The 21,447-nt window shown below is 68.0% G+C and carries 21 protein-coding genes; 10 read left to right on the top strand and 11 right to left on the bottom strand.

The window, feature by feature from the left end:
• Nucleotides 1-10: 10 nt before the first annotated feature.
• Nucleotides 11-382: a fluoride efflux transporter CrcB gene (gene crcB, locus ACGFI6_RS32050; protein WP_393125205.1), complete on the bottom strand. Its 372-nt coding sequence runs from the start codon at nucleotides 380-382 to the stop codon at nucleotides 11-13.
• Nucleotides 379-861, bottom strand: coding sequence for a fluoride efflux transporter CrcB (gene crcB / locus ACGFI6_RS32055; protein ID WP_393125207.1), 483 nt, complete (start codon nucleotides 859-861; stop codon nucleotides 379-381). Before crcB (ACGFI6_RS32055) ends, crcB (ACGFI6_RS32050) begins: the two co-directional genes overlap by 4 nt.
• A 179-nt stretch (nucleotides 862-1,040) precedes the next feature.
• On the opposite strand from crcB (ACGFI6_RS32055), the gene ACGFI6_RS32060 reads away from it, so the two are divergent.
• From ACGFI6_RS32060 to ACGFI6_RS32070, 3 genes are all read left to right on the top strand, one after another.
• The gene (locus ACGFI6_RS32060) at nucleotides 1,041-1,466 is read left to right on the top strand and encodes a MarR family winged helix-turn-helix transcriptional regulator (protein WP_393125209.1); all 426 of its coding nucleotides are present in this window, start codon (nucleotides 1,041-1,043) and stop codon (nucleotides 1,464-1,466) included.
• 106 nt (nucleotides 1,467-1,572) lie between these two features.
• Nucleotides 1,573-2,010 (top strand): DUF6069 family protein, encoded by a 438-nt coding sequence (locus ACGFI6_RS32065; protein ID WP_393125211.1) that lies wholly within the window; start codon nucleotides 1,573-1,575, stop codon nucleotides 2,008-2,010.
• A gap of 98 nt (nucleotides 2,011-2,108) precedes the next feature.
• A complete protein-coding gene (locus ACGFI6_RS32070) occupies nucleotides 2,109-2,600 on the top strand; it encodes a hypothetical protein (protein WP_393125213.1) in 492 nt (163 codons plus the stop codon).
• Here the strand turns inward: ACGFI6_RS32070 and ACGFI6_RS32075 are convergent.
• Entirely contained in the window at nucleotides 2,597-3,574 is a 978-nt protein-coding gene (locus ACGFI6_RS32075) for a zinc-binding dehydrogenase (RefSeq protein ID WP_393125215.1), read from the bottom strand. The genes ACGFI6_RS32070 and ACGFI6_RS32075 overlap by 4 nt on opposite strands.
• A 79-nt stretch (nucleotides 3,575-3,653) precedes the next feature.
• On the opposite strand from ACGFI6_RS32075, the gene ACGFI6_RS32080 reads away from it, so the two are divergent.
• A complete protein-coding gene (locus tag ACGFI6_RS32080; protein WP_393125217.1) occupies nucleotides 3,654-4,211 on the top strand; it encodes a TetR/AcrR family transcriptional regulator in 558 nt (185 codons plus the stop codon).
• Between the two features lie 48 nt (nucleotides 4,212-4,259).
• On the opposite strand, the gene ACGFI6_RS32085 is transcribed toward ACGFI6_RS32080, so the two are convergent.
• From ACGFI6_RS32085 to ACGFI6_RS32095, 3 genes are all read right to left on the bottom strand, one after another.
• The gene (locus ACGFI6_RS32085) at nucleotides 4,260-4,496 is read right to left on the bottom strand and encodes an antitoxin (protein WP_393125219.1); all 237 of its coding nucleotides are present in this window, start codon (nucleotides 4,494-4,496) and stop codon (nucleotides 4,260-4,262) included.
• Between the two features lie 15 nt (nucleotides 4,497-4,511).
• Entirely contained in the window at nucleotides 4,512-4,841 is a 330-nt protein-coding gene (locus ACGFI6_RS32090; protein ID WP_393125221.1) for a hypothetical protein, read from the bottom strand.
• A gap of 147 nt (nucleotides 4,842-4,988) precedes the next feature.
• Complete coding sequence (locus ACGFI6_RS32095; protein ID WP_393125223.1) at nucleotides 4,989-5,558, bottom strand: sigma-70 family RNA polymerase sigma factor; 570 nt, start codon at nucleotides 5,556-5,558, stop codon at nucleotides 4,989-4,991.
• Between the two features lie 234 nt (nucleotides 5,559-5,792).
• On the opposite strand from ACGFI6_RS32095, the gene ACGFI6_RS32100 reads away from it, so the two are divergent.
• The 3 genes from ACGFI6_RS32100 (at nucleotide 5,793) to ACGFI6_RS32110 (ending at nucleotide 7,780) form a co-directional block, all read left to right on the top strand.
• Nucleotides 5,793-6,749 (top strand): ArsR/SmtB family transcription factor, encoded by a 957-nt coding sequence (locus tag ACGFI6_RS32100; RefSeq protein WP_393125225.1) that lies wholly within the window; start codon nucleotides 5,793-5,795, stop codon nucleotides 6,747-6,749.
• Nucleotides 6,750-6,757: 8 nt separating this feature from the next.
• Nucleotides 6,758-7,207: a GNAT family N-acetyltransferase gene (locus tag ACGFI6_RS32105; protein WP_393125227.1), complete on the top strand. Its 450-nt coding sequence runs from the start codon at nucleotides 6,758-6,760 to the stop codon at nucleotides 7,205-7,207.
• A 63-nt stretch (nucleotides 7,208-7,270) separates the two neighbouring features.
• Nucleotides 7,271-7,780 (top strand): DUF2505 domain-containing protein, encoded by a 510-nt coding sequence (locus ACGFI6_RS32110; protein ID WP_393125229.1) that lies wholly within the window; start codon nucleotides 7,271-7,273, stop codon nucleotides 7,778-7,780.
• Here the strand turns inward: ACGFI6_RS32110 and ACGFI6_RS32115 are convergent.
• The gene (locus ACGFI6_RS32115; protein ID WP_393125231.1) at nucleotides 7,772-8,659 is read right to left on the bottom strand and encodes a LysR family transcriptional regulator; all 888 of its coding nucleotides are present in this window, start codon (nucleotides 8,657-8,659) and stop codon (nucleotides 7,772-7,774) included. The genes ACGFI6_RS32110 and ACGFI6_RS32115 overlap by 9 nt on opposite strands.
• A gap of 72 nt (nucleotides 8,660-8,731) precedes the next feature.
• Between ACGFI6_RS32115 and ACGFI6_RS32120 the strand changes: the two genes are divergently transcribed.
• Together ACGFI6_RS32120 and ACGFI6_RS32125 are read left to right on the top strand one after the other, a co-directional pair.
• Nucleotides 8,732-9,112, top strand: a complete 381-nt coding sequence (locus ACGFI6_RS32120) for a hypothetical protein (RefSeq protein WP_393125233.1) — start codon at nucleotides 8,732-8,734, stop codon at nucleotides 9,110-9,112.
• A complete protein-coding gene (locus ACGFI6_RS32125; RefSeq protein ID WP_393125235.1) occupies nucleotides 9,105-10,652 on the top strand; it encodes a multicopper oxidase family protein in 1,548 nt (515 codons plus the stop codon). The genes ACGFI6_RS32120 and ACGFI6_RS32125 overlap by 8 nt, the downstream gene beginning before the upstream one ends.
• A gap of 3 nt (nucleotides 10,653-10,655) precedes the next feature.
• Here the strand turns inward: ACGFI6_RS32125 and ACGFI6_RS32130 are convergent, their stop codons facing one another.
• The 3 genes from ACGFI6_RS32130 to ACGFI6_RS32140 form a co-directional block, all read right to left on the bottom strand.
• Entirely contained in the window at nucleotides 10,656-12,212 is a 1,557-nt protein-coding gene (locus ACGFI6_RS32130; protein WP_393125237.1) for a DUF4139 domain-containing protein, read from the bottom strand.
• Between the two features lie 10 nt (nucleotides 12,213-12,222).
• Nucleotides 12,223-14,487, bottom strand: a complete 2,265-nt coding sequence (locus ACGFI6_RS32135) for a N,N-dimethylformamidase beta subunit family domain-containing protein (protein ID WP_393125239.1) — start codon at nucleotides 14,485-14,487, stop codon at nucleotides 12,223-12,225.
• Between the two features lie 343 nt (nucleotides 14,488-14,830).
• Nucleotides 14,831-15,748, bottom strand: a complete 918-nt coding sequence (locus ACGFI6_RS32140; protein ID WP_393125241.1) for an LLM class flavin-dependent oxidoreductase — start codon at nucleotides 15,746-15,748, stop codon at nucleotides 14,831-14,833.
• A gap of 122 nt (nucleotides 15,749-15,870) precedes the next feature.
• On the opposite strand from ACGFI6_RS32140, the gene ACGFI6_RS32145 reads away from it, so the two are divergent.
• Nucleotides 15,871-18,228 carry a hypothetical protein gene (locus tag ACGFI6_RS32145; protein ID WP_393125243.1) on the top strand — a complete coding sequence of 786 codons (2,358 nt, stop codon included), beginning with the start codon at nucleotides 15,871-15,873 and terminating at the stop codon, nucleotides 18,226-18,228.
• Between the two features lie 2,235 nt (nucleotides 18,229-20,463).
• Here the strand turns inward: ACGFI6_RS32145 and ACGFI6_RS32150 are convergent.
• The gene (locus ACGFI6_RS32150) at nucleotides 20,464-21,369 is read right to left on the bottom strand and encodes a hypothetical protein (protein WP_393125245.1); all 906 of its coding nucleotides are present in this window, start codon (nucleotides 21,367-21,369) and stop codon (nucleotides 20,464-20,466) included.
• Nucleotides 21,370-21,447: the final 78 nt, after the last annotated feature.

The raw sequence follows: 21,447 nt of genomic DNA on the forward strand, positions 1-21,447 counted from the left end.
TCCATCACGTTCAGGTCCAGATTGCCTGGCTGATGGTGGCGCCGAGGAAGACGCTGCCGAGGCCGGCGACGATGCTGGCGGTGACGTTGGCGGCGGCGAGGAAGCGGGCGCGGTCCTCGAAGAGGCGGATGGTCTCGTAGGAGAACGTCGAGTACGTCGTCAGCGCCCCGCAGAACCCGGTGCCGACGAACAGTTGCACGCCGTGCGGGAGGGCCGACGATGCGCCGGCCAGGAATCCGAGCACGAGCGATCCGAGTACGTTGACGCTGAACGTCCCCCACGGGAACAGTGAGTCGTGACGTGCCTGGACGGCACGGTCGGCGACGTACCGCAGCGGCGCACCGATCAGGCCGCCGGCGATCACCAGCAGAAGGCGAGTCATCGGGCCCTCCAGGTGATCAGCCCACGCGTGGCCGTCACGGTCACGCGGACCGCGAGCAGTGCGCCGACGATCGTCGTGACGAGGTACAGCAGCGCGGTCCCGGCGTGCCGCCCGGCGACCAGGTGCTGGATGTCGACGGCGTACGTCGAGAATGTCGTGAACCCGCCGAGCACTCCCGTGCCGAGGAACGGCCGCAGCAGGCGCTGCTGCGTCAGGACGTCGGTCACCAGCACCATCAGGATCCCGATCAGGCCACAACCGACCACGTTGATGACCAGCGTGCCGAGCGGGAAGCCGTCGGCTGGGGTCGGCCAGCCGACGCCGATGAGATAGCGGGCCGACGCGCCGATGGCACCGCCGGCCGCGATCACGCCGAGAATCTTCGGATCGTGCGCGCGCCGCTCGCGGCCGTCGATGCGCAGATCGACGTCGGAGTCGACCGGACCCCTGGGCAAGGGGTCGACAGGGTGTTGCTCCACAGACAGGCCTCCTACCTGTACTGACCTCCCGGCGTGGCGCCGAGAGGTTCCTCAGGTAGGGACTGTTGGCCGCCGGACGACGACAGTTCGATCCGGCGAGCCCCACCGCCGGTCAAGCTGCTCACAATGGTACCGGGGCTAGGGTGGAGCGATCACACGGGGGACAGGAAGGGTGGACGGTGGCCAGGACGAAGGTGCTCGCGGCGGGCCCGGCCTTGATCCGGGCGGCCACCGCGGTGACCGAGGAATACCAGCGGATCGGCTCGGACCTCGGCCTGACGATGCAGCAGGCACGGTTGCTGTTCATCCTGCACCGGCGGCCGACGAACATGCTCGGCCTCGGGTCGGCGCTGCGGCTGACCAAGTCGACGATGACGGGCGTGATCGCCCGGATGGAAACGGCCGGCCTGGTGGTCCGGGTACCGGACGAGAGCGACCGGCGGAACTTCGTGGTCACCCCGACCGACCACGGTGTGCAGGTCGCGGAGGAGTTCGAGCGCCGGCTGCGGACCGAGGTACGCCGGATGCTGCAGGTGCTCGAACCGGCCGAGCGGGACACCCTCGGCGCCCTGCTGACCGCCGTGATCGCCGGCCACGAGGACTGACAGTACGAGTTTCGGACTGATTCGGCGACGGCTCTGGCGCTCCGTCGCGTGCTCGGCTACCGTCGTATTAGTACGAGATACGTACTGATCAACGGAGGGTCCCGTGATGGCTTCGATCGATCTGCAGCAGCAACCGGTGGCGCTGGGTCGTCGCCGCCTGCTCGTCCTGCTCGGCGCCGCGGTGATCGCCGCCGCTCTGAACTACCTGGTCTCCCGAGGCGCTGTCGCACTCGGTGCCGACCCCGGCTTCCGCCCGCTGACCGCGCCGGTCTTCATCCCGTTCACCCTGATCGGAATCGTGGTGGGCTATACCGGTTGGACAACGGTCGCCCGCCGCTCCGCCGATCCACGCTCCGTACTGCGCCGCCTGGTCCCCGCGGTGCTCGTCCTCTCGATGATCCCCGACCTTTTGCTCCTGGCAACCAAGGTCATCCCGGATACCAGCACTACAGCGGTCCTCGGGCTGATGCTCATGCACGTGGTCGTTGCCGCCGTCGCAGTACCGGCGTACCAATTGACCAAGCCCGTAGTGAAGACCTCCTAGCCCACGGGGAGTTCACCCCTGGAATTCGTTGACGGTTCAGCGGTTCGTGGGGAAAGGTGCGGGGCGGACCTGGTAGCTGATAGACACGGATCCAGTACGTGCAGCGGACAGGGAAGCGGCATTCGATGGTCATGGCCTGGCGGTTCGGCGCGGTTGGCGTGGACGCCGTCATGGACGTGATCCGGGACCCGCGGAAGTTCGCGGACTGGATGGTCACGGTGCCGCCGCAGGTGCGAGCCTCGCCCAACTGGCCGCAGAAGGGCAGCGCCGTCCAGCGGTACGAGGGCGAGGAGCCGCGGATGCGCCACGCCCAGAACCGGCACCTGACGGTTGCACTGGTCGAGCGCTGGCGGCCGGAGGACGAGCTGATCCTCCGATTGCGCAGTGGTCTGGGCGGCTGGGTCCGCGTGACCGTCAAGGTGCAGCCGCGGCCGGGTGGCGCGCTGATCGAGGTGCACTCGGAGCCACTGACCGCGACGGCGCGGCTGCGCTATACCGGTGCGTCCCGCGGCCGCGCCGAGGAACGCTGCGTCCAGGTGGCCGAACGCCTCATCGAGCTCGCCGCCGCAGCAGAACCCGACGAGGACTAGGGGGTGTCTGATGCCGGCACGAGCACGATCCGCCCGAAGACCTCGCCGGCGTCCAGCTTCTGGTGTGCCAGTACGGCCTCGTCCAGCGGCAGCTGTTCGTGGACGACGAGCGGTACCCGTCCCGCTGCCGCGGCGGCGAACTGTGCCGTCCTGACCGCGCGGCGATCGGCTGCCGGGATCGTGTCCGCGCTGAAGGTTGCGAACGACAAGGACTTCCGGAAGTTGGCCATCAGCGTCGCACCGAGCTCGGCCGGCGGCGGACCTGCGACGGCACCGACCGCGACCAGTCGTCCGTTCGGTCGCAGCTTGCCGAGGAACGCCGGCAGGTCCGCGCCCGCGACGACATCGATGATCACGTCGTACGCCGGGGGAGCGCTGTCGTCGCCCGTACCGGATCGGTCCAGTACGTGCGTCGCGCCGAGCTCACGCAACCGCTCACCACGTGCCGCGGACGAGGTTGTCACCGCGACCGCCGACGCACCTCCCGTGGCGGCGAGATGAACCGCGAGGATGCCGATACTCCCGGCCGCACCGCGCACCAGTACGGACTCGCCGGGCCGGAAGTGCGCATGTTCGAGCCCGAACTGCGCAACGACACCGGAGCTCCCGAGCGTCACTGATCCGGCGGGCGACAACCCCGAAGGCAGCGGGACGACGTCCTCGACAGCGGCGGTCGCCTGCTCGGCGTACCCACCGCCGAGACCCGTGAATGCCCATACCTGTTGACCGATCCAGGAGTTGTCGGTGTCGGGGCCGACGGCAACCACCCGCCCGGCGACCTCCGAGCCCGGTACGAGCCCTTCGCGGAATCCCCACGCAGACAGGGATCCGCTACGGATCAGCGCATCTACGCCTCCGACGCCGATCGCCTCGACCGCGATCAGAACCTCACCGGCGTCCGGCTCCGGTACCGGTTGGTCGATGACGCTCAGCCCGTCGGGTCCGCCGAACGTCTTGATGGCCACTGCCTTCACTGTTGTCTCCTCTCGATTGCTCCTAGACTAAGTGGACACAGGCGTCCACTTAGCTGGAGTGAGAGGACCGGAGGAGCATTTGTCTCAGATACTGCGCGCCGACGCAGCGGACAACCGGGAGCGCATCCTGGCCGCGGCCCGGACGTTGTTCGCGAGCGAGGGGCTGACCGTCCCGATGCGCGACATAGCCCGGGCGGCCGGGGTGGGGCCGGCGACGCTCTACCGGCGGTTCCCGACCAAGCAGGCGCTGGCGACTGCGGCGTTCGCCGAGCAAGTGCGGGCCTGTCAGGAGATCGTGGAAGCGGGGCTGGCCGTGAAGGATCCGTGGCAGGGGTTCTGCCTGGTGATCGAACGGATCTGCGAGTTGCATGTCCACAACCGTGGTTTCACCGATGCGTTCCTGGCGACGTACCCGGACGCGGTCGACAGTTCCGAGAGCCGCGATCTCACGTTGAAGTCGGTCGCGGCCCTGGCTCGGCGGGCCAAGGCGCGGGGGAGTCTCCGCCGGGATTTCGAGCTGGGCGACCTGGTCATCATGCTGACCGCTCATCGCGGTCTGCATGCGTCGACGCCGGCTGCGCGGGCGGCCGCGTCCCGTCGCTTCGCGGCCCTGACAATGCAGGCGTTCCAAGCCTGAGGCGGCCGTGGAGAGTGTCCACGACCGCCTCGGTGTTACGGCTTCGGATCAGCCCTGGTTGTCAGGGATGTCGTCGTTCTGACCGTCGAGGTTGTCGAGGCCTTCCTTGGCCTTGTCCACACCGCCGTCGATCTTGTCGCCGTACTTGCCGCCGGTCTTCTCGTCGACGAAGTCGCCGGCCTTGTCCAGGCCCTCGCCGACCTTGTCGCCGTGACCGTCGACCAGGTCGGCCGCCTTGTCCTTCAGGTTCTCGGCGGCATCCTTGATGTTGTCGAATACACCCATGTTCGCGATCCCCGATCAGTTTCCGTAGTTGCTGTTGCTGTCGCCCGAATCGTCCGAGCTGTCCGACCCGTAGTTGCTGCCACCACGCGAGTCGTCCCCGGAGTCCCCGGAATCCCCTGACCCGTAGCTGTTTCCGGACTCCTCGCGCTGCCCGTAGTCGCTGCCACCGGACTGGTTGCCCGAGTCTTCGCGCTGGCCGTAGTCGCCACCGGACTCGTTGCCCGAGCGCTCTGACTCGCTGCCCTGGTTGAAGTTGTCGCGACCGGATTCCCCTCCGCCGGAATCCCGCCCGAAGTCGTTGCCTTGACCGTCGTTGCGCTGCTCTTCGTCGTACGGATTGCTCATGCGATATCTCCCCGTGAGATATGAGTTGCCGGCCGTGAGCCGGATGGCACTCGCCTTTCCTACCGGAAGGTAAGGGGTGGCGCAAGCACTCGCGTCCCGTGTTTCGCTCGCCTTCACGAACCGGCAACGCCGTTGCTCAGCGGGCTCTCAGCGAAGGTCCTTGAGGATCCGGCGCAACCGGTTGGTGGCGCGGAACTGAAGTTGCTTGATCGCGCCATCGGTACGTTCCATCGCGGCGGCGGTCTCGCTGATCGACAGGCCCGCGAAGAACCGCAGCAGCAGGCACTCGCGCTGATCGTCCGGCAGGTGGGTGAGGGCACCGCGCAACGATGCCTCGCTCACCGACGCGAGCGCCGCCTGCTCCGGTCCGACGGACTCGTCGACCTGTGGATCGACCTCGTCGGTGACGATCGCCAGCCGGCTCCAGCCGGAGCGGTGGTGATCGATCACGACGTTCCTCGCGATCGTGACCAGCCAGGCCGCGAAGTTGAGGTGGGCCCGCGGTCGGCGGGCAATCGCGCGGAACGCCCGAAGGAACGTTTCGCTGGTCAGGTCCTCGGCCGCACTACGCGACGAGGTCTTGCTGTAGGTGTACCGGTAGATCGACGGCAGGTAGCGGTCGTAGAGCTGCCCGAAGGCCGCTCCGTCACCCGCCTGGGCGAGCCTGATCAGCTCGTCCTCGTCGTGATCGCCGGCATGGACGGTCGCGATGTGCATGCGCTTCCCAAGCCCCGTTCTCAGTCAGCTACGCGGTGAACATCACGAAAAGGTTACCGAAAGTCGCCCACCGTGTCACCACCCTTCCGCTGCGTATCCGGATTCGGCGCAGAATTTGTGGTCCGGACCGCTCTCGGGCGACGCTTCGAGCGGGTTCGAAGTGTTGGTGATGACCCCTGGTGCGCCGGACCATCAGAGCGGAGGATCGGTTTCGGTATGCCCGGGGAGAAGAGGATGGTCGTCGAACTGCGGTCCGCGTTGGTGCCCGACCTGTCGGTGCTGTCGATGACCCTGCAGACACTGCTGGGTGACGGGAAGGGGATCCCGCAGCACCTGCGGCTGCGGTTGCTCTCGGTGATGCACACCCCGGCCGGCCGTGCGGCGCTCCGCCCGATGGTCAGCCAGCCCGGCCGCCGGCGGCAGATTCCGTCCGCGGTCGCGCCCCTGACCCCGGTCGCGAACCTCTCGATGGAGACCCAGATCGACGCCCTCCGGTCGAACCACAACGACATGCTGCGCCGGGACCTCGTGGACATCTACGGCGACCGCCTCCCGCCGGTGTGGCGAGCTGCCGCGGAGCAGCCGGCCCGCTGGTCCCGCGCTCTCGGAGACGTGCTCTCCGATGTCTGGGAGGGCCCGGGCCGGGATGCCTGGTCCAGGTCGCGTACGGCCCTGGACCGCGAGCTGCAGCGCCACGAGACCATGGCCGAACGCGGCGCTGCACACACCTTGCTGAACACCCTCTCGCCGCGGATCGGGTTCGAGCGTGGCGCGTTCGTCCTCGACCGCCGGGTCCGGATCCCGATCGGGAACCGCAAGATCGTGCTGGCGCCGATGATCTCCGCGCCGGACTCGATGGTCGTCGAGAACAGTGACCCGGTCGCCGTCGTCGTCGGCTACCCGCTGTCCGGCGCGCTCGCGTACTGGTCACCGGCGGGTCTGCCGCTTCGCGAGTCACAGGATGCGCTGGCCACGGTGATCGGGCAGGTGCGTGCCGACGTACTGCGGTTGCTGATCATGCCGATGACGATGAGTACGCTCGCCGCCGAGCTGAACTGCGCCCCGAGTACCGCGACGCACCACTGCAACACGCTGGAATCGGCCGGTCTCGTCGAGCGCCTCCGCCAGGGCAAGAGCATCCTGGTCCGCCGCACCCCGCGCGGCGCGGGACTGGTGGAGCTCTTCAGCTGAGGACGCACGTGGACGAGATCAGGCTGCGCCCGGCGACGCCGGCCGACGACGAGTTCCTGTACGCCCTGCACCGGCGCACGCTCGGCGATGTCATCGAGGCGACCTGGGGCCCTTGGAACGACACGGTGCAACGCGATTTCCATCGCAAGTGGTTCGTGCCCGAGACCGTCGAGATCGTGCTGGTGCACGGACAACCGGCCGGCATGCTGCAGGCGGCGATGGCCGATGCGGCAACGTTCTACGTCTCCCGGATCGAGATCGCGCCCGAGGCGCAGGGGCTCGGCGTCGGCACGACCCTGCTCCGGCGGCTCGTCGAACGCGCTCGTACGTCGGAAGCGTCCGCTGTCGAATTGCACGTCCTGCAAGGCAATCGCGCCCGTGACCTGTACGAACGGCTGGGCTTCGTCGTGGTCGAAGTACAACCGCCCAAGGTACGGATGCGGCTCGCACTGAGCTGAGTGCGCGGCCGGAACCTGCAGCACCCGTGACCGCGTGGTGCCGAGCGGTGCAAGATGGGGCGCATGGATCTGTCTCTCGCCACTTCGTACGACGCCTCTCCGGAGGAAGTCTTCGCGATGATCACCGACGTCACGTTCCAGGAGCAGGTGTTCGAGCAGCTGCGGGTGCAGTCGTACGAAGTGATGGTGGGCGACGAGGGTGAGGACGTCGCGGTGCAGGTCCACTGGCAGGTCCTCGACGTACCGGTCGTCGCGCGCCGGTTCGTCGGTCACAAGCTGGAGCTGGCGCAGTCGAAGCGCTGGCATCGCGCCGACCTCGACGGGGCGCGTGAGGCCGACGTCGACGGCGGTGTCACCGGAGGACCTGGGGTCACGGGCGCCTCGGTGAAGGTGTCCGGCACGACGCGCATCCTGCCGGTCGGCCGGGGCACCACACAGGCCTTCGACCTGAGCATCACGGCCTCGGTCCCGGTCGTTCGCGGCACCCTCGAGCAACTCGTCGCCGATGCAGTCCGCGCCCGCCTCGAGAACAAGTTCAAGGTCGCCTCACGCTGGCTGTCCGGCTCACTCTGAAGCGGCGGCCCACGGCCAGGCGGTGATTGCCGTGCGCATCAACCTGGCGGCTGTCGAGGGTTCGGCGTCGGCACTCCAGTGCAGGGTCAGCGTACGGCGGCAGTCGGGATGGTCGACGGGGATCATCGCGACGGGATAGTCGGGGACTGTGCGACGCGCGAAGTCCGGGTTGAAGCCGATGCCGAGGCCGGCGCGGATCAGCTCCTGGATGGCGGCCGCCTCATCGCTCTCGCAGACGATCCGCGGCGTCAGACCGGTGCCCGCGAACAGGCGGTCGAGCAGCCAACGTTGCCATTGGCCCTTGCGGGCAATCACGAACGGCTGGTCGGCCAGGTCCTCGACCTCGAGCGACTTGCGTGCGGCGAACGGGTGGTCGAGTGGGGTCGCGACCAGAACCGGTTCGTCGAGCAGGACAGCCGACTCGAGCCCGGCGGCCGGTATCGGCTGGGACGCGACGCAGAAGTCGACGTCCTGCGCGCGGAGGCGGCGCGGCATGTCGAGGGCGGACAGCTGCCGCAGCTCGATCTCGATGGCCGGGTGGTCGCGTTTGAACGCCGCGATCGGCTCGGTGAGCGCGAGGAACGTCTCGGCCGCCAGCCGTACGTTGCCCGCTCCCTGCTCGGTCGCCTCCGCGACGGCGCGCCGTCCGGCGTCGAGCTCACCGAGCGCGCGCTCGGCGTAGCCGCGGAACAGCAGGCCGGCCGGGTTCAGCCGGAGGCGGTTGGCGCGATCGAACAAGGGCGTACCCAGCTCGCTCTCGAGACGGGCGATCGTGCGGCTCAACGAGGGCTGTGCGACGTGCAGTTCGTCGGCCGCACGACTGAGGTGTTCGAGGCGGGCGACGACGACGAACTGGCGGAGCATCGTCAGGTCCATCATGATCCCTTGGTTATAGCGAGATAGCGATATTGGTCTTGGACGATCATAACAACTGGATCATAGCCTCGAGCCATGGTCAGTGGGTGGTTCTTGAGAGGGCTCGTCAGCGCGCATCTGGTCGCGGTGTTCGGTCAGCCGGTGTTCGCCGGCGTCTATCTGAGTGGTGACTTCGACGGGTTGCGGATGCACGCGGTCGGTGCGGACATCGTCACGGCGATCGGGTATCTGCAGGTGATCGCCGCGGTGGTCGTTTGGGTGCGGTTGCGGCAGGTGTGGCCGTTCGTCGCGTCGCTGGGGGTGGTCGCCGCCGAGACGGTGCAGTACTTCGCCGGGCAGGACGGAGCGCTGTGGCTGCATCTTCCCCTCGGAGTGGTGACGGTGGCGGCCGTGGTGATGCTGTTCGTCGCGATCTGGCGGCAGCCCCTCGTACGGCGGGAGGTCCAGCATGCGTGAGCGGATGAGCCGGCGGCAGTTGCTCGGGATCGGGGGCGCGCTCGGCGTTGTGGCGGCCGGTGGACTGTCCAGTGCGGCCGCGTTGTCGCGACGTCCCGCGATTACGGGTGCGGCGTTGCACAGCGACGTGCCGCTGCCGCCGGCGTACCAGGTCCCGCTGCCTGTCCCGCCGGTGCTGTCCGGTGCCGGTCGGTACGAAATCGTGCAGCGGGAGGTGACGGCGGAGATCCTGCCTGGTGTGCAGACGCGGGTGTGGACGTACGGCGGGACGTTCCCGGGACCGACCTTCGAATCGCGGCGGGGTCACGCGATCACAGTTGCCCACCGCAACGAATTGCCGGTGCCGTCCGTTGTGCATCTGCACGGCGGACGGACGCCGGCGTCGTCGGACGGGTACCCGACGGATCTGGTGACGCCTGCCGGGTGGGAGGACATGGGGCACGGGATGCACGATCCGCGCGCTGTGACGAGCGCGATCACGCGGTCGTACACGTATCCGCTGGATCAGCGGCCCACGCTTCTCTGGTACCACGATCACCGGATGGACTTCACCGGGCCGGCGGTCTGGCGCGGGCTGGCCGGGATGCACGTCGTACGCGACGACGCCGAGGACTCACTCGGCCTGCCGGGTGGGTCGCGGGAGCTGCCGCTGATGATCGCGGACCGCGCGTTCGCGGCGGACGGATCGTTGGCCTATCCCTCGATCGATCCGATGTTGATGATGCAGCCCGGGGTCCAGGAGCCTTATATTGCTGGTGTTCTCGGCGATGTGGTGCTGGTGAACGGCGCACCCTGGCCGGTGCGTGAGGTCGATGCGGTGCGGTACCGGCTGCGGATTCTCAATGCGTCGAACGCACGGCACTACGATCTCGAGGCGGTGCTCGACGACGGCCGCCGCCTCGACTTCGTGCAGATCGGCGCCGATCAGGGACTGCTCCGTGCTCCGGTCACGCACCGGAACCTGCCCATCGCGCCTGCCGAGCGGTACGACGTGGTTCTCGACTTCGGGCAGGTACCGGTCGGCAGCAGGGTCCGGATCCGGAACCGGCTGGGCTCCGGGCGGACGCGGGACGTGATGGCCTTTCACGTCGTACGGAAGGCTGCGGACCCCAGCCGGATCCCTGACGTGCTGTGCGACGACCTGCCGGACTGGCAGCGGTCAGAGGCGGTGCGGGTGCGCGACTTCTCGTTCCGTGCCGGGCAGATGGGGGACGGGCACGGGTGGTTGATCGGCGGGCAGCCGTTCGCGCCGGACCGGACCGACGTCACCACGAGGCTCGGTGACGTGGAGATCTGGCGGTTGGTTGCCGACGTCCACCATCCCGTCCATCTGCATCTGGTCGGGTTCCGGGTGCTGTCGCGTGGAGGTGGGAAGCCGCTGCCGCACGACGCCGGCCTGAAGGACACCGTGTCGTTGCGTCCGGGGGAGTCCGCGGAGATCATCACCCGCTTCGACGGCTACCGCGGAAGGTACCTGTTCCACTGCCACAACTCCGAGCACGAGGACATGGGGATGATGGCGAACCTCGAGGTCACCTGACCGCTACTCGCGCCAACCGGTGAGGTCGACGGCCTTGGCGGTGTCCACGCGGAACCCGAGCCTGACAACGGATTCGGCGCCGGGCTCGAGGTCGAGCTTCCAGGTGATGACGCCGAGGTCGGTGGTCTCGAACGGCTCAGGATCGGCGGACAGCGGCTTGACGGTGATCTCGTGGTCGCGGGCGACCGGCAGCTGGTCGAGGACCGTGATGCGGGCCCGGCGGGGCGTGTGGTTCTCGATACGCGTCTCGTACTCGACCTGCCGTCGCCGCGTCGAGCCGAGCGTCGCCTTCGAAGCCTCCCGGCGCACCAACTTGCGCTCCACGCGGACGCGGTCGTCGAGGCCGAGTGCGAGCTCGACGTCCTCTCCTGGCGCCCACAGCGGCAGAAAGGCCGAGCCGACGAAGTCCGCGTCATGGAAGACCGCGGCCTTCCCGACGGGCAGCGTGTGGGCCGACGTGTTCACGACGGTCGCTCGGAGGTGTACGTCGGTGGAGGTGACAGGCGCGGTGATGTAGTCGAGCTCGGCCTCGAGTTCGATCGCGGCGATCGTTGCCCTGTGGGTCGCGCCGTCCGCGGGTACTGCGACCGGACGCGGCGGGATGTAGTTCGCTGCGGTCACGCCCTGCTCGACGGTCGCCTGTTGCTCGGCGAACGCGGCTGACTCGCGGCGATCAGCCTGCATGCCGGCACCACCTCGTGCGCCGGCGGCAAGCGGCACGGCGCCGGGTGCGCGCGGCATGGGTGGCTGCAGGCGACCTAGGTACCACGGGTCGAGCTCCGGCACCTTCGCCGTCACGGTGGGTCGGGCTGTGGAGAGCGTGAGCTGGCACTCCGGCCAGTCCTCGCCGGTGTGCTGCGTGATCAGGCCGTACCAGTTCAGCGTCAACCTGTCGCCCTCGAGCCGTACGTCGTACGAGCTCGCCCAGCCGGCCATGGGAACGACGTACGACAGCTCGATCTCCACCTCCGCCTCGGCTTCGAGTGTCAGCCCGATCGCGGCGGACAGCCGGTCCGGCGTGCGCTGTTCACGGAGCGCGGCGAGACGACGCTCGACGGCTGCGAGCTGACGGTCCGCCTCGCGTCGCTGAGCGGCCAGGTCGCGGCGGGTCGCCCGTACGGTGGACAACCGAGTGGTGAGGGTGTCGGTGAATCCACCGAGCTCCCCGAAAGAGTCACCTGACGCGAGCGTTCGCGCGAAGCTTCCACCGGCCCGCTTCGCCAGCTGCCCGAGGAACTTGTCCAGCTGCTCCTGTACGTCGTCCGCGTCGGCCAGTGCGGCGATCGCATCCTGTGCTTCGTACCGCTGCCGCTCGAGTGCAGCGACCGACTCGTCCGGCGCCTGCGGGTGGTGACGCGTGAGTACGTCCACGCCGAGCACGGTCGCCGGACCACGCCCGGACACCCGCACGCTGTCGCTCTCCAGCAACAGCGGCAGCGGCTCGACGTACACGACCTGCTCCCCGGCCGGGACGGTCACCGGACCGCGGCGCGTGATCCGCGCGCGGTCCGGATACACCGTGACAGCAACGATCGGTGCGTCCACCACGAGTTCACTCATGGTGCCGAGATTAGCCTTGCTGCGAGGTCGCCAGCTTGTACTTCGGAACGGCGACCCGGACCTTCGCGGCCGTCGTATCCGCCGGTACGTCGATCGCGCCGCGCGACACCCACTCGGTGATGTTGCCGACGATCGTCGCAGCGGCCTGCTGGGATGCGGCGTCTGGCTCTGGGACTGTCCAGTTCGACGGGCAGCGCCGTACCAGGAAGCAGCTGTACGCGAACGTCGAGCCGTTCATCACCCGAGCACCGGACGGGGCCGTGTAGGCGGTTGCCTGCATCGGTGCGGGTCGGCCGTTCGTGTGGCAGACAGCCGAACCGCTGGCCAGGGTGGTGAGTCCCGGCTGTTTGTAGAGCCCCGGCCAGACGTAGTCGAGCTCACCGGCGAGGAACCCGGGCAGTTGGGTGCCGACGGGTATGCCGTTGAACATCCAGCCGCTCGACGTGGTGAGCGTACTGGCGTTGACCGCGCAGATGTAGTCGGCACCGAGCAGGGGCTGGGATGCGTAGGCGTCGCCTTGATACCGCCAGGTGGTGGAGTTGTACCCGTCGGTGTACCGGTCGATGTCCCACGAGCGGCGTGTGTCGTCGGTGAACTTGATCAGACGGTACGCCGTGTTCGCCCCCAGGTTGGCGACGTTCACACCGGCCTTGATCCCCTGGCTGATGGCGGCGCGCATGCGGAGCGAGTAGTACTCGTCGTGTCCGGGCAGGAACAGGGTCCCGGCGCGGTCCTTGAGGTTGCCGCCGTACTGGTCGAGGTCGTTGTCGGTCCAGTACGTGACGTCCAGGCCCTTGGACTCGGCCCAGAACACCAGTCCCTGCTCGAGCGTGAGGTACTGCCCGGAGCCCTGGCCCTCGTTGTAGGGGCGCTCGAAGGTGAGGCGGCCGGAGCCGGCGGAGAGGCTGGTGTAGAAGCTCACACCGCCATAGCTGTTGTACGCCTGCCACGTGGCGGTGGCTTGCTGGATGAGCAGGGCGTGCTTCGTGCCAGTGTCGTCGCGGACGGTCAGTGGCGCGTACGTCGCCAGGGTGCCGTCGCTGATCTTGACCAGGTACGTGCCGGGCACCCAGTCGCTGCTGATCGGGATGCTCAGTGTTTTGGTCCACTGCGCAGCAGACGTCATGTTGAGCGGCTTGCCGTCGGCCGTCGTACCGCCAGTGGTCGGCTTGTCCTGGAGAACCGTCGCTACGTCGTCCTGCCGCCAGACCTCACGCGCTCCGAGACCGGCGTAGTACCCCATCCGGTAGGCGACGACGCTGACCGGCTTGCCGTCGCTGACCTTGAGGTCGACAGTGTCGCCGCAGCTCGCTGAGACCTCGGTCAGGTATGCAGCCAGGGCGCCGTTCTGGGCTGGCGGGATGACCCAGTCACCGGTGCCAGGCTTGGCGTTCTCGACGGTTGTGGTCGGCCAGGTCTTGGGGCAGTCGGCTGGGGCGGCGGCGAGGGTCTCGGCTGCGAGGACGGGCATCTCGGCCGGCGGTGCGATGAAGTTGACGGAGGCGGAGCCGGACGTCAGGACCGTACCGGTCGAGGTCGTCGCGGAGACGCTCAGGCTCATCGTTCCGCCGTACCTGGACAGCTTGACGCCGTTGACCGGGATCCCGAGGCGAGCGCCGGCGGCGACGTTGATCGCGGCCTTCGGCTTCCACGTCGCGTAGCCTCCACTGACGGCGAGCGTGCCGTTGATAGTGGTGTACGTGCCGGTCGCGCCGGTCGGGAGCTGCATGCGTACGGCCGCGAGTGCTCCGGCGCGCGTCACGGTCGCCTGGTAGACGAGGTTGGTGGTCTGTGCGGGGATCGGGTTGGACGCGACGACCCGGACCTGCGCGGTGTAGGTCTTGAGCGGCTGCAGGACGCCGGCGCCTGTTGTGATCACCTGCCCGGCCGTTCCGATCGACTTGAAGCCCAGCGTCCATGGACCGCCGGCCGGGAGCCGCAGGCCGTACAGCGGGATCGCGAGGTGGGCGCCGACCGCAACGTTGACCGTTCGGCTCGGGCGCCAGCGCAGGACCGTGCGGGTCACCGAGCTCACCGTCCCGTTCACCGACGTGACCCGGCCGGTGGTTCCGGACGGGATCGCCATGGTGATCTCGCGGATCGTGCCTGCCTTGAGGACGGTCGCGCGGTACGTGAGCGTCGTCGTCCCGTTCGTTGCCTGCGTCGCGGTGATCGTGATGTTCGCCGCGGCCGCGTCGGCGGCACGGTCGATGAACACGACCGCGACACCTGCGACAACCAGGGCGAGGGCTGCAACGAGCAGCTTCCGGAACATAGGTATCCCCAATGAAATACGGCCAGTGAATTTCCCCCGCGGGAAGGCTAAAGAACGAACTGCCGATTCGGCCGTTTCGTTGCCAATCGGAGACCAAAATGGACCAGTCCAGAACGCTGTGTATCGGCCCGACTCCGGACCGTTCGGAATCACGGCTTCGACGTATCTCGAAGTGTTCGCGACACCACCGCCTGCGACGGACTGTTGGCGTCATGAGCAACAGGGAGTGGTGAAGCCCGACATGCTGCTTCTGACCTGTGAGGAGGTGCTGGATGAGCGCCCGTGACAACTGAGCCCCCTGCCCGCGCGACTGTCAGGAGGTCCGCATGAGCAACCGCGACAACTAGGCCGCCAGGAGTTTCAACTGGTGGCGATACTCGTCGAGGCCGGTGACCGCGAGCCTGCAGATCAGGTGCCGGGCGCCGGCTTCGACGTACGTCTGGAGATACCGCGCGACGTGCTCAGGTGGTCCCGCGACGACCGCCTGGATCTGCCGGAGCTCCTCGAGGTCCATGCCGTAGTTCGTACGCGCGTACGAACGGAGCCGTTCCTCGCCCTCCTCGACTGTGCTGGTGATGGCGACCGACACGAACAGTGCCGGGGTGATGGTGCGTCCCGCTTCCCGTACGACCTCGAGGCCGGCCGCGTAGTCGTCCGCCCGCGGGGGATAAGGTAGCCAGCCGTCGTACATCCGCCCCGTCCGCTTGAGCGCCGCCGGCGTCGACCCACCGAGCCAGATCGGCGGCCCACCTGGCGTGTGCGGCCGGATCGTCGGCGGTACGTCATTGAGCCGCAGCACCTTGCCGTCCACCGTGACCGGTGCGTCGGCGGTCCAGAGTTGCCGCCAGAGCGCGACCGTCTCGTCGAGCCTGGTGAAGCGACGTTCCCAGGGCACCTCGGAGAGTTCATGCAGCGGTACTCCGAAGCGGCCGGGGAATCCGGCGCCGACACCAACCACCAGCCGCCCGCCGGACAACCTGTCGAGTGACGCGAGACTGTGCGCCGCGTTCACCGGTCGCCGTGTGACCGGGATCAGGGTCGCGGTGCCGATGGTGACCCGCTCGGTTACCGCGGCCGCCGCTGTCAGTGCCGTCAGCGCCTCGAGTCTCGGCGTCAGTATCGAGTCGTTGGCCCACACCGAGTCGTACCCGAGCCCCTCCGCCTCGACCGCCAGCCGCACCACCTCCCGCGGATCATCGCTCGCGGTCAACTGCGCTTGCACGGTCGGCAGCAACACTCCGACCCTCGCCTTCAAATCCATGCGTCAATCGTCCCGACGCGATCCGGTGTCCACAATTCCCGCCAGGGAATGCCCTTGTGGACAAGGCCTTCCGGGGATCCTTGGATTTGGCGTGATGTCTTTGATGATATAGAATCGAACGCATGTTCGAGATCGATCTGGGTGTGTTGGCGACGCGTGACCTGCTGGAGCAGGCCGCGGAGTGCCGCGCGATCGCGAACCGTTCCGACGCGCGGCTGCTGGAGTGCGCCCAGGTCTACGCCGACCGCTACCATCCCTCGACGGTGGAGCCGCGTCCTGCTCGTCGTTCGTATGACGGTCGTGAGCGTGCTGTTGTGTTGGGTGGTGACGGTTGCCCTGAGATTGCGGAGTTCGCGATCGCGGAGTTCGCGATGGTGGTGGGTGTCTCTCCTGGTGTGGGTCGTGACCTGCTCGCGGACGCTCTCGCTCTGCGGCATCGTTTCCCGCGCATCTGGGCCCGCATCCGGTCCGGTGAAGCGACGCCGTGGAAGGCCCGTCAGATCGTCCGTACCTGCATCCGTCTGCATCACGAGGCTGCCGCCTACGTTGATGCCCGGGTCGCGGACGTGGTTGACACGATCTCTCCGTACCGGCTGACCGAGATCGTGGCCGCGGCGAAACGGGCCGCGGATCCTGGTCTGGCTGCGAAGGATGCCGCGGAGGCGGCCGACAAGCGGGGCGTGTTTATCAGCCGCGACGACGGCCATGGCAACAAGACCCTGTGCATCGTGGCCCCGTCGGCTTCGGTTGACCGTCTGAATGCGAAGTTCCGCGATATCGCCGAAGCCCTCAAGTCCCTCGGCGATCTCCGTCTGCTGCAGCACCGCCGAGCCGCCGCGGCCGAGATCTTGTCCGACCCCCGCTTCACCCTCGAACTGCTGGCCCAGGCCCACCACCACACCAGCCCCCTCACCACCCCCGAACCAGCCCCAGAACCCGCCACCGCCCCAAGTACCGCTCCAAGCACTGCTCCGCAGCCAACCACCGCGCCCAACCCGAGCACCGCACCCGCCGCGAACACACCGCCCACGCCCAACCCGAGCACAAGCCCCGAGACAAGCGCAGGCTTCCACGCAAGCGCAGGCTCCGAGGCGGGTACAGGTTCCGAGGCGAGCACCAAGGCGACCACGGCAGCAGACTCGGCCCCGACGCATGCGCCAACCACGGGGACTGAACCGAGCCTCAACGCCACATCCGGCCCGCAGCCCGACCCGGCAATCGCCTCCACGCCAGAAGCCGACCCCGAGCCGACCGCCAGCCTCGAGCCGACAACCGAGTCCAGGACGGCCACCGACCTCGGGTCGACCACCGACCATGAGTCGAGCACGGATCTCGACCCGGCCAACGGGCCCGGAACGGGCACCGAACCCGACGATCTGGTCGAACCGGCCAACCGCTCGGAGGCGTTCGGGTCGCTGGAGCCGATCGGCCCGCCAGAAGACCCGTGGCTGGAAGCAGCCGGCCCATACGATCCCGACCCGCCCACCGACCCCTTCAACCAGCACCGACCCGCCAACCCACGCCCAGGCCCAGACCTGGCCCACGGTGCGGACCCAGACATGTACCCGGACCCGGACATGAACCCGGGCGTGGACCCGGAGGACGAACCTGCGGAGGGTGCGGCGATGGATCCTGCCGCCTTGCGCGCATTAGCTGCCCGGCTCGCCCAGATCAAGAACGACGCCTACACCAACCCCACCCACACCAACGACAACCCCGCCTGCAATCGCGAGCACGTCCACGACGGCAACGCAGTTGTTCTCGACACCGGTATCCGCGACAGTGACGCAAACGCGACGCGCACAGCTCCGGCGCGCACGGGTGCACTGTCCACCAGCGTGGCATCAGACACGACTCAAACCCGCGCTGCCCGAGAGCGCCCGAGCCGACCACGGCCGGGACAAACCGAGGTCGTCGTTCACCTCACCGATCGGACTCTCGCGACCGGCGTTGGTGTGGTGCGGGTTGAAGCTCTCGGGCCGCTCCTCGCCTCACAACTGGGCGAACTGATCGGTTATGGCCCGTACACAGTGAAGCCGGTCATCGATCTCAACGACGCCGTCAGCGTGAACGCCTACGAGATCCCGAAACGGATCCGCGAACGAGTCAAGTACATGCACCCAGTGGAACTGTTCCCCTACGGAACCCGAGAAACGAGCGACAGCATCGACCTCGACCACATCAAGCCCTACGACCCGCACGGCCCCGCCGGTCAAACCAGCACGGACAACCTGGCACCGCTCGGACGATTCGGGCATCGGGTGAAGACCCACGCCCGTGGATGGAGCGTGCGCCGTATCGACGACAAGACACTGGAATGGACCACGCCTCACGGCTTCACCTTCCGCGTCGACCCCAACGGCACCCACCGCATCCTCCGCGCCGACGACCCCGCCGCACAACGTCGCATCGACCAGCCGCCCCGTGCCGACGACCCGACAACCAGCGAACCAGACACCAACCCAGGCCTAGCCAGCTGAGCCAAAGCCATCCCCGCCCCCAGTGGGTCGTCGCGGCGCCCGTCTGTGCCTCCAGCGGCTCCAGTCGGCCATCTGACTGCGTGCCGTGGTGATGCCGACGGTGTGGACTCCGGCGCGCTTGCCGTTACGCGCCGAGTAGTTCGAAGTCGGCCAACCGAGCGCGCCGCCTCGCTGCACCACGACCAACACGGGTCGACCGCCCGAGCACAAACCATCCGCTTGTGCCTTTAGCAGATCGGGTCGGCCGACTGAGCGCAAAGCGTCTTGCTGCACCCATAGCAGTTCAGGTCAGCCGGCTGATCGGAAACCATCTTGCAGCACCCACAGCAGTTCAAGGTCGGCCAGTTAAGCGGAACCGTCTTGCTGTGCCTCTAGCAGCGCGGGGTGGTCAGTTGAGCGGAACCGTCTTGCTGTGCCTCTAGCAGCTCGGGTCGGTCAGCTGAGTGTTGCCGTATCGCTGCAGCGGGACCAGCTCGGAGTTGGCCAGATAAGTGCGGCCGTTTCGCTGTGAAGGGATCAACTCGGGTGCGTCGGCCGACTGCGGGCAGCCTAGGTGTGAAGGGACCAGCTCACGCCTGGTCGGCTGTGTGCGGGCCATGTTGCTGAGCTGGGAGCACTGCGAGGGTGGCCCTGAGTGTGGCCGTGTCGGCCGGCCATCAGCAGCTGGGGCTGATCGACCGAGTGCGAGCCGTCTGGGACTGCTAGCGGCGGCCTGAGGTGGGCTCGACGCGTGTGAGCCTTCCAGAGTGCGGGCCGCGAGGGGTTGGCCGGCTGAGGGCCAGTGTGAGCCGCCCTCGGTGCAGCGGGATCGGCTGAGTGTCGGCCAGCTGGGAGAGAGCCGAATCGTCGCGCTGGAACCGGCGCAGGCTGACCCGCCGAGCGTGAGCCATCCTCAGTGTGCCGGGACCGGAGCGGCTGCTGCCAGGACGCTCGCGCTGCCGCCTCACGCGGTCCAGCAGATTTGCTGGCACCCCAACCGGTGGCAGCCGACGCCCTCGCAGTCCAGCCGACGGCAGTCGATGCACTAGTAGCCCACGCAATGGCACACGCCACGGTGGCTCACCACGCGGTGGCTCACCATGTGCTGGCTCACGCCGCGCTGGCGCACCCTGTGCCGGCTCACGCCGCGCTGGCGCACCATGTGCTGGCTCAGGCGCGCTAGCACGTGCCGCGCGGGCAGCCGATTCGCTGAGCCGATGGTCGTCTTGGTCGCCTGGTCCGGTACTGGCGAGGCGCACGGAGGCGATCGGAACGGGTCGGGGAAGGCGTCAGGTGTGGGGCGTGCCTCGAGGGGCCGGGCGTCGTCGGCGGGGCCCGCGGGGGTGAGGGCTAGAGAGGGTATGGCGGCCTGGGGGTAGCTGCTCTGTCCGCGCGAGGCGTCGGCCGGTTGGGGTGCTCTGACGGTGCGACGTGCGGTCGGCCTGTGGGCGCGGGGCTTCGTTTGATGCCCGAACAGTCCGGGTGGTGGCGCGAGGGGTCGGCAGGCTGGGGTGTTTTGTTGGGGCGGCCGCGTGGGGTAGCGCTTGTTGGTGGGCGGCGTTGGATGGGTGGGGGACTTGGTTGGGAGGCCTTGTTCTGTGGGGGAAAGTGTCGGTGGGGGTCGCCATACTTGGGGTATGGACGATCCGCTCCGTCGGTTCATCGTGTGGTCGCTGGCGATCTTTGCGTTGCTGGCGACGGGTGCTGCTGCGTTGGGGACTTCGCGGGCCTGGGCGCTGCGGCATCGGGCGCCTGGTTCTTCGTCGGTGTCGAGGGCTGAGGTTGTCAGCATGCAGCCGCATGTGAGTGCTGCGCCGGTGATCTTGGTGATGGGACCAAGCGGCTCCGAGGTAAAGGTTCGCGGTACGCAGGACCTTCGACCTCCGTATCCGTTGGAAGGCGACTACATGGAGGTCGTCTTCCTGCGCTCCGGTGGAGCGGTCGTTCCGGCGTCGGCACAAGCTGACCGGGCGGCGTCAGAGACGGTTCTGATGGTTGGGGTTTGGCTGGTTTGGGGTGCTGCGATCGCGGGCGGTCTGCTCGGCGCGCGGTACCTGCTCAACACGGGCAGACCTTGGTGGCCACGGGTGCCCCGACGCGGGACGATCGGGAGGCCGGGCGTCGCGGTGAGGCACCCGGTCGCCAGGAGTAGGAGCCGCTTGCAAGACGTCGTTCGCGAGCGACCTCGTTCGCAGGATGTTCGTGGACGGCAGTCCGACGCAGAGGATGGTGGCCCCTAGCAGCGGGCGGAGTTGGCTAGGGGGTTGATCGGATCGATGGGCCGGGTGTGGGGACGTACGCGGGAAGTTGTGGGGTGACTTGGCGCCAGGTGTTGTTGAGGACGTGGTAGACGTGGGGGCTGACGGCGCCGGGGCTGGTCTTGAAGAGGTCGGCGGCGCAGGTGGCCAGCAGTTTGAGGGCGTCAGGGGCGGTCTCGTCCTGCAATACGTGGACTATGAGTTTGTCCCGTGAGGGAAGGGCGACGAGGCAGCCGAACGTCGGGTCCTCGACGTGGAGGGACTCGCGGAGGACGGTGTCGAAGACGAGTGCTCGGGATGCTGTGAACATGCCTCCGGTCAGGACGGTCAGGTCGACGCCGAACAGGCGCATGGTCTCGACCTCGTCGTCGAGGCGGCGCAGGTTGGCGAGGCCGATGCGGGTCGCTTCCTCCAGGGTGATGCCGAGTCGGTTGACGTCGAAGTACATGGCTACGGCGCGACCCGCGTAGAGGGCCGGCGCGGTGACGAGGCCGGGGAGGAACTCGGGTGCGTCGCGGACCGTGGCGGGATCCTGGGCAGCTGCGCAGACGAGCCTGAGGTAGAGCTTGTTCTCGAGGTCTTCCGGCGGGGTCAGTAGCTCGCTGAGCATGGGCATCTGGCCGAAATGGTCGTTGACGACTGCTCTCCATTGCTGCCGTGGCAAGCCTGCGACTTTGAGCGCGAGGTTCCCCAGACCGGCGATGGGCTGGTCGGGTTGGTCGTCGATCGGTGTGAGGGCGCCGGCGCCGTCGTACCGCAGCGCGAAGCCGCGCTTTGCGGCGGCAGCCTCGGCCAGGCGCACCAATCGGGCCGCCTGCCCGAACGTCAGTGGTGTGAGGACGGGGTGCGGTCGGCCGTCCTGATCTGCTGGATGTCGGCCGGGTCGGCCGTGGGTGGTTGTCATCGAGCACCTCCTTGCCCAAGAACGTACGGCGATCGGGCATCGCCGGAACGACCAACTTTCGCGCTGTGGATAACTCGG

This window comes from Kribbella sp. NPDC048928, assembly GCF_043197975.1.
GTDB lineage: Bacteria > Actinomycetota > Actinomycetes > Propionibacteriales > Kribbellaceae > Kribbella.